This window comes from Vibrio sp. V03_P4A6T147, from assembly GCF_002241085.1.
Classification (GTDB): Bacteria; Pseudomonadota; Gammaproteobacteria; order Enterobacterales; family Vibrionaceae; genus Vibrio; species Vibrio anguillarum.
The window spans coordinates 1-6359 of record NZ_NDIO01000215.1; the positions used below are offsets into that span (position 1 = coordinate 1).

The 6359-nt window shown below is 45.5% G+C and carries 4 protein-coding genes; 1 reads left to right on the forward strand and 3 read right to left on the reverse strand.

The window, feature by feature from the left end; genetic code table 11:
- From B9J84_RS08535 to apbC, 3 genes are all read right to left on the reverse strand, one after another.
- Window positions 1–1940: AsmA family protein (locus tag B9J84_RS08535; protein WP_094123949.1), on the reverse strand; the 1940-nt coding region annotated here is incomplete at its 3' end.
- Between the two features lie 81 nt (window positions 1941–2021).
- Window positions 2022–2663 carry a uridine kinase gene (udk, locus tag B9J84_RS08540; protein ID WP_010320672.1) on the reverse strand — a complete coding sequence of 214 codons (642 nt, stop codon included), beginning with the start codon at window positions 2661–2663 and terminating at the stop codon, window positions 2022–2024.
- A gap of 192 nt (window positions 2664–2855) precedes the next feature.
- The gene (gene apbC, locus B9J84_RS08545; RefSeq protein WP_017050589.1) at window positions 2856–3932 is read right to left on the reverse strand and encodes an iron-sulfur cluster carrier protein ApbC; all 1077 of its coding nucleotides are present in this window, start codon (window positions 3930–3932) and stop codon (window positions 2856–2858) included.
- 155 nt (window positions 3933–4087) lie between these two features.
- Here apbC and metG point away from each other — a divergent pair, with 155 nt between their 5' ends.
- Complete coding sequence (metG, locus tag B9J84_RS08550; RefSeq protein ID WP_013857253.1) at window positions 4088–6154, forward strand: methionine--tRNA ligase; 2067 nt, start codon at window positions 4088–4090, stop codon at window positions 6152–6154.
- Window positions 6155–6359 lie beyond the last annotated feature (205 nt).

Sequence of the window (6359 nt, forward strand, 5' to 3'; positions counted from 1 at the left end):
TCTCGCAGCTCATCGATGTCTTTACCACCTTGCCCCTCTAGCGTTCCCACCACAGAAGTGCTCACCAAGAAATCAACCGTTTGTTGCAGATAATTCGCTTTACCCTCACCACGAATACGCAACAGTGGTGATTGCATGGCGAGGTTATTGGTGGTGACTTCCCCTTTGTTCAATTTCAGCGTAGCGGTCATGGCGCTAAAATCGGTTTTCTTCACTGGGTCGTCATCAACTTTCTTACCTTTAATTTTGGCGTAATTGCTACGGATAAGGTGAGCAACGTTAATACCATTGACTGCACCATCGGCAAAGTTGATGTTCACGGTTCCGACAAGGTTTTGTTGAATGCCCGTTGGCGTCAAACTGCGGCCCTTTACATCCACATCAATGTTACCCGTACCTTGTAACATCTCATTATTGAGTACATCTTTTAATAGCGGCAGCACCTGTACTCCCTTAACGCTTTTTTTAGCGCTATAAGTGGCAGGTACTTTGGTTGCATCCAGTTGAGCGGTCGCTTGAATCGTACCTTGGTAAAGGTTGGCACTGAATGAGGTTAAATTCATAATTCCACGATCGACGCTAAAACTGGTTTGCACATTCTGTAATCGAGCATTATTAGCTTTGAACTTGTCTATGGTGACCTTGCCTTGCACATCCAACGTTTTTAATGCACTGAGATCCGGTTCCACTTCAGCGCTCACCGTAGTAGGTGCAGCTGACGTTGAACCTGACGATGCCTTACTTTCACTCACGGCACTGCTTGCATCTGCTGGATTCGCAAGCCCTAAAAATTCATCCAGATCGATATTCGGGCTATGCATATTGAAGCGGATTTTAGGGATCTCAGCCAACGTCACTTTGACATCACCATCAAATTCTAATGCATTTGCGGTTAATTTACTGAGTAAGACATCCAGTTGGTTTTTAGAGAGATCAAAACGAATGTTCGAAGTTAAACCGATCTGCATTGGGCTTTGTGGCAAACTGGTTCCTTCTAGATTGGTATCCAGCACCAGCGTATCAATCTTCACCAAGCTCATGGCTTTATCGAGAGTCAGTTGCGCACTCCCTTTCGCATCAAGTTTTAAATCCGCTACCTTTCCTTTCACGCTGAATGACAGCGCATTCTTCTTATCAAACTCGAACGTGGCTAATTCAATCTTCGCAGAATCAATCTGGTTTGATGGGTCACTAAAGCTCGCATCAAACACAACGTTCTTCACCGTATAATCCTTGAAACCAGCGGCTAATTTGAATTCAGCTCGCCCTTCTGCGGCAAAGTTTTGTTGGTTATTTTTACCTTTGGCGGCAAAAGTTGCTGACGTCCATTTATCCACCGCAAACTCTGAAAGATTGACCGCCACGTCATACAGCTTGGTATGTGTACCGGCTTTGCGGTCTTGTATTTCCAGTAATGCGTTTTCGACGCTAACGCCCGCTAAGTTAATCGTCCACTCTTGAACAGGGTTGCTCGCATTGACGCTGCTTGTCTCTTCTTGTGCTGGTTTTGTTTCGTTTACGGCGGAAGAGGCGGCAGGTTGAGGCGCGGCTTGAGTTAAGCTATCTAAGTTTGAACGGCCATCTTTAAGGGTTTCAAGATGGAACTCAGCACCATTTAGGCGGATGTTGCCAATTTCCAGTTGCTTATCCAGCAATGGCATCACCGAAATTTCAATACCAACTTGATCGACTTTAAACAGGTTTGGAGCGCTGAAACCTTGTGGATTTCTGAGTTCAGTTTTGCCCAGCTCAAAGCCAAGCGAAGGGAAGAAACGCCAACTGATATCTCCTTCAATGACTAAGTCCAACCCCGTTTTTTGTTTGGCTTGTTCTACAATCAAGGGCTTAAATTGATTAGGATTGACCAACAGGACAAGTGCGAGCGCGGCAGCGATTAACGCACCGATAATAATGGCAATGAAAAGAAACAGTTTTTTCATCAGCTTTTTCCTTGCTTAATTAGAAAAAGAAAGTGGCACCTAAAGTGCCACTTGTCTGCTTAAAAATAAAGACCACAAAAGTTAAGATTTCAACAATTTCGCGATGTGGGCTTTTAATACATCAATGGCGATACGGTTTTTACCACCACGAGGAACGATAATGTCCGCGTACTGTTTTGACGGTTCGATAAACTGCATAAACATAGGGCGAACCGTTTTTTGGTATTGCTTCAATACCGAATCCATGGTGCGGCCACGCTCTTCTACATCACGCTTCACTCGGCGTAATAAACAGATATCCAGCGGAGTGTCCATAAATACGGTCGCATGCATTAAGTCACGTAAACGTGGGTCTGTCAGCAGTAAAATACCTTCTAAAATAATCACTTTCTTGGGTGTTAATAGCGTTGTATTCGCGGTGCGAGTATGCTCAGTGTAGCTGTACTCTGGCACTTCAACCGCTTCGCCACGGGTTAATTGTTCTAAATGTTGGCAAAGTAGATCATGGTCAAGTGCATTCGGGTGGTCGTAGTTTGTCTTAACGCGCTCTTCCATACTGAGATGGCTTTGGTCGTTGTAATAGCAATCTTCCGTAATCACACCAATTTGGTGGTCGCCTACTTTGGCACGAAGTTCGTTATAAATCGTGCTTGCAATCAGGCTTTTTCCAGAAGCTGAAGCGCCAGCAATACCTACGATGACGCATTGATTATTCTCAGACATTATTTTTGCACCCGGTGATGGTTTGGTGATGAAAATAGATAAACTGCCCGATTATAGGGACTTCAACCACCTGATACCAGCCTCGATTTAGACTTTGGAAGAGGTTTGAATAACAAACTACCAAGCAAACGTTTTCGTCGTATTTCAGAAGAGATCACCACAGTGCTACTTTCATAGCACTGTGGACCAACACTAGTCTACCAATGTAAAACTGATTGCATCTGGCTTAGGCTTTCCTTGCCAATATAGGCTTGAACAGACTCGTTCCGCTAGTTGAAGGTAACGCTGTGTATGCTCACTTTCTGGTTGAGCAACCACGGTAGGACGACCTTGGTCGATGTCTTCACGCAGGGCAATGTGCAGAGGAATTTGTGCAAGCAGCGCCAACCCATATTCACTGGCCAGTTTCTGCGCGCCACCGACACCAAAGATATGCTCTTTCTCTCCACAATGACTGCAGATGTGATAGCTCATATTTTCAATAAGCCCGATAACCGGAACGTCGACTTTTTCGAACATGGCCGCCCCTTTGCGCGCATCCGCTAGTGCCAGATCTTGCGGAGTGGTGACTATCACCGCGCCCGTTACCGGAATTTGTTGTGACAAGGTGAGTTGAATATCACCTGTCCCCGGTGGCATGTCGATGACCAGATAATCCACATCTGGCCACTCGGTTTCATTGAGCAGTTGCGCCAGTGCTTTCGATGCCATCGGCCCGCGCCAAATCGCCGCTTCAGATTTATCAACCAGATAGCCAATCGAATGACTGAAAATGCCAAATGCCTCAACTGGCTGCATCCACTTATTATCACGCACATCTGGCTTTGCTTCTTGCTTGCCAAGCATCATTGGCACTGAAGGGCCATAAATATCCGCATCCAACAAGCCAACTTTCGCCCCAGATTGAGCAATGGCTAGAGCAAGATTGACGGCGGTGGTTGATTTGCCGACGCCCCCTTTGGCTGAAGTCACCGCAATAATATTTTTAACACCATTAACACTATGAGCGACCGTCGTCGCTAGCGCTTTCGGCGCAATGATTATCTCAACACTGAATGGAGCAAGCGCATCGGTTTGCTGCTTGGAGATGACCCATTCGGAAAGCTCATCCAGCAGATTTTTAGCGGCAAATGGAATATGAACCGTCAAACGTCCCGCTGTTGTAACCGAAACCCAATGAGGTTGGTTTGCCCACCCCGCAATAAGATGAGGGTGTTCAAATTGGTTTAACCAATCGCAAAAATCTTGTTTAGATGTGAACGGCTGCATAGCTTCTCCTTTTTGCTCATGCTATCACTCTCTATTGTCAGACTGAACCCCAAAAAAGTTGCGGGATTCCTTAGGCTCACGCCTTGGAGTCGCTCGCTGCATAAGGTAGTATTGGTCTCTATTTTTCATACCTATCAAAAAAGCGAATATTAAGTATGGCGACTGACCCAAGAAACGTTTCTTCAAGGAAACTGCTGGTAACTTGTGCCCTTCCGTACGCTAACGGTTCGATCCACCTTGGTCATATGCTTGAGCATATCCAAGCTGACATTTGGGTTCGTTACCAACGCCTACGCGGCAACACTGTAAACTTCATCTGTGCAGACGATGCTCACGGCACGCCAATTATGCTTAAAGCACAACAGATGGGTATTACACCTGAAGAGATGATCGCCGCAGTAAGTGAAGAGCACCAAAAAGATTTTGCAGGTTTTGATATCAGCTTTGACAATTATCACAGCACTCACAGCGAAGAGAACCGCGAGCTGGCTTCTCACATTTATCTTGAGCTGAAAAAAAATGGCTTCATTTCAAGCCGCACCATTTCTCAGCTGTTTGACCCAGAAAAAGAGATGTTCTTGCCTGATCGCTTCGTGAAAGGCACTTGCCCAAAATGTAAGTCAGAAGATCAATACGGTGATAACTGCGATGCGTGTGGCGAAACCTATAGCCCAACAGAGCTTATCAACCCGAAATCGGCCGTTTCTGGCGCTACGCCAGTAATGAAGGATTCCGAGCATTTCTTCTTTGACCTTCCTCAATTTGAAAGCATGCTCAAAGAGTGGACTCGCTCTGGCTCGCTACAAACAGAAACCGCCAATAAAATGCAAGAGTGGTTCGAAGGCGGCCTGCAACAGTGGGATATTTCACGTGATGCGCCATACTTTGGCTTTGAAATCCCCGGCGAAAAGAACAAATTCTTCTACGTGTGGTTAGACGCGCCTATCGGCTACATGGGTTCATTTAAAAACCTATGTAACAAACGCGATGACTTAGACTTTGACGAATACTGGAATAAAGACAGTAAAACCGAACTGTACCATTTCATCGGTAAAGATATTGTTTACTTCCACAGCCTATTCTGGCCAGCGATGCTTGATGGCAGTGGTTTCCGTAAGCCTAATAACGTATTCGTGCACGGTTATGTCACAGTCAATGGCGCGAAGATGTCGAAGTCTAAAGGAACGTTTGTCAAAGCAAGCACTTACTTAAACCACCTAGACCCAGAATGCTTACGCTACTACTACGCCGCAAAACTCAATAGCCGTATCGACGATCTTGATTTAAACCTTGAGGATTTCACCCAACGTGTGAACGCCGATGTGGTCAATAAAATCGTCAACCTGGCATCGCGTAATGCAGGCTTCATCACCAAACGTTTTGAAAATCAGCTATCTGCAACCTTTGCCGAACCAGAGCTGTACGCAGAATTTGCCGCAGCAGCGGATCGCATTGCTGATCTTTACGAAAGCCGTGAATTTAACCGTGCTATTCGTGAAATCACCGCATTGGCGGACAAAGCGAACCAATACGTGGATGAAAAAGCGCCTTGGGTTGTGGCTAAACAAGAAGGTCAAGAGCAAGAGCTACAAGACATTTGCTCAGTGGGCATCAACCTATTCCGCGTGTTAATGACTTACTTAAAACCTGTAATGCCAGCACTAGCGGCGCGCACCGAAGCATTCTTAAACCAAGAACTCACTTGGGAAGGCGTACAAACACCATTAACAAGCCATACACTCACGCCATTCAAAGCGCTGTTTAATCGCATTGATCCGAAACACGTTGAAGCGATGATTGAAGCGTCTAAAGAAGAAGCGGCAGCAGAAAAAGCTGCGATTGAGAGCGCGCAACCAACCACAGTTGAAACTGAGCTAAGTAAAGACCCTATTGCAGCTGAAATCGAATTTGATGATTTTGCTAAAGTGGACTTACGCGTTGCTAAGATCATCGCTTGCGAAGCGGTGCCAAAAGCAGATAAATTGCTTAAATTCCAATTAGATATTGGTGGCGAAACTCGCCAAGTGTTTTCAGGTATTAAAGCCGCTTATTCACCCGAAGAGTTAGTAGGCAAGTACACTGTCATGGTAGCGAACCTCAAACCGCGTAAAATGAAGTTTGGTATGTCAGAAGGCATGATCTTAGCCGCAGGCCCTGGTGGCAGCGAGCTATGGATTCTTGAGCCACATGAAGGTGCTCAAGCTGGCATGCGCATCCTGTAATACATCAATCTTCACGATAGCATCCCCAACACGCTCTGTGTTGGGGATTTTTTATCACCATACTGCTCAAAATCGATCCAGCTCACACTTTTAGTTCAAAATGCACCAATAAGATGCATCACTTCAACGCAAAAATACATAACCCATTGAATTTAAACAAATAAAAAACTGGCATTAACCCTGCTAACTCTAGATTGGTATAACC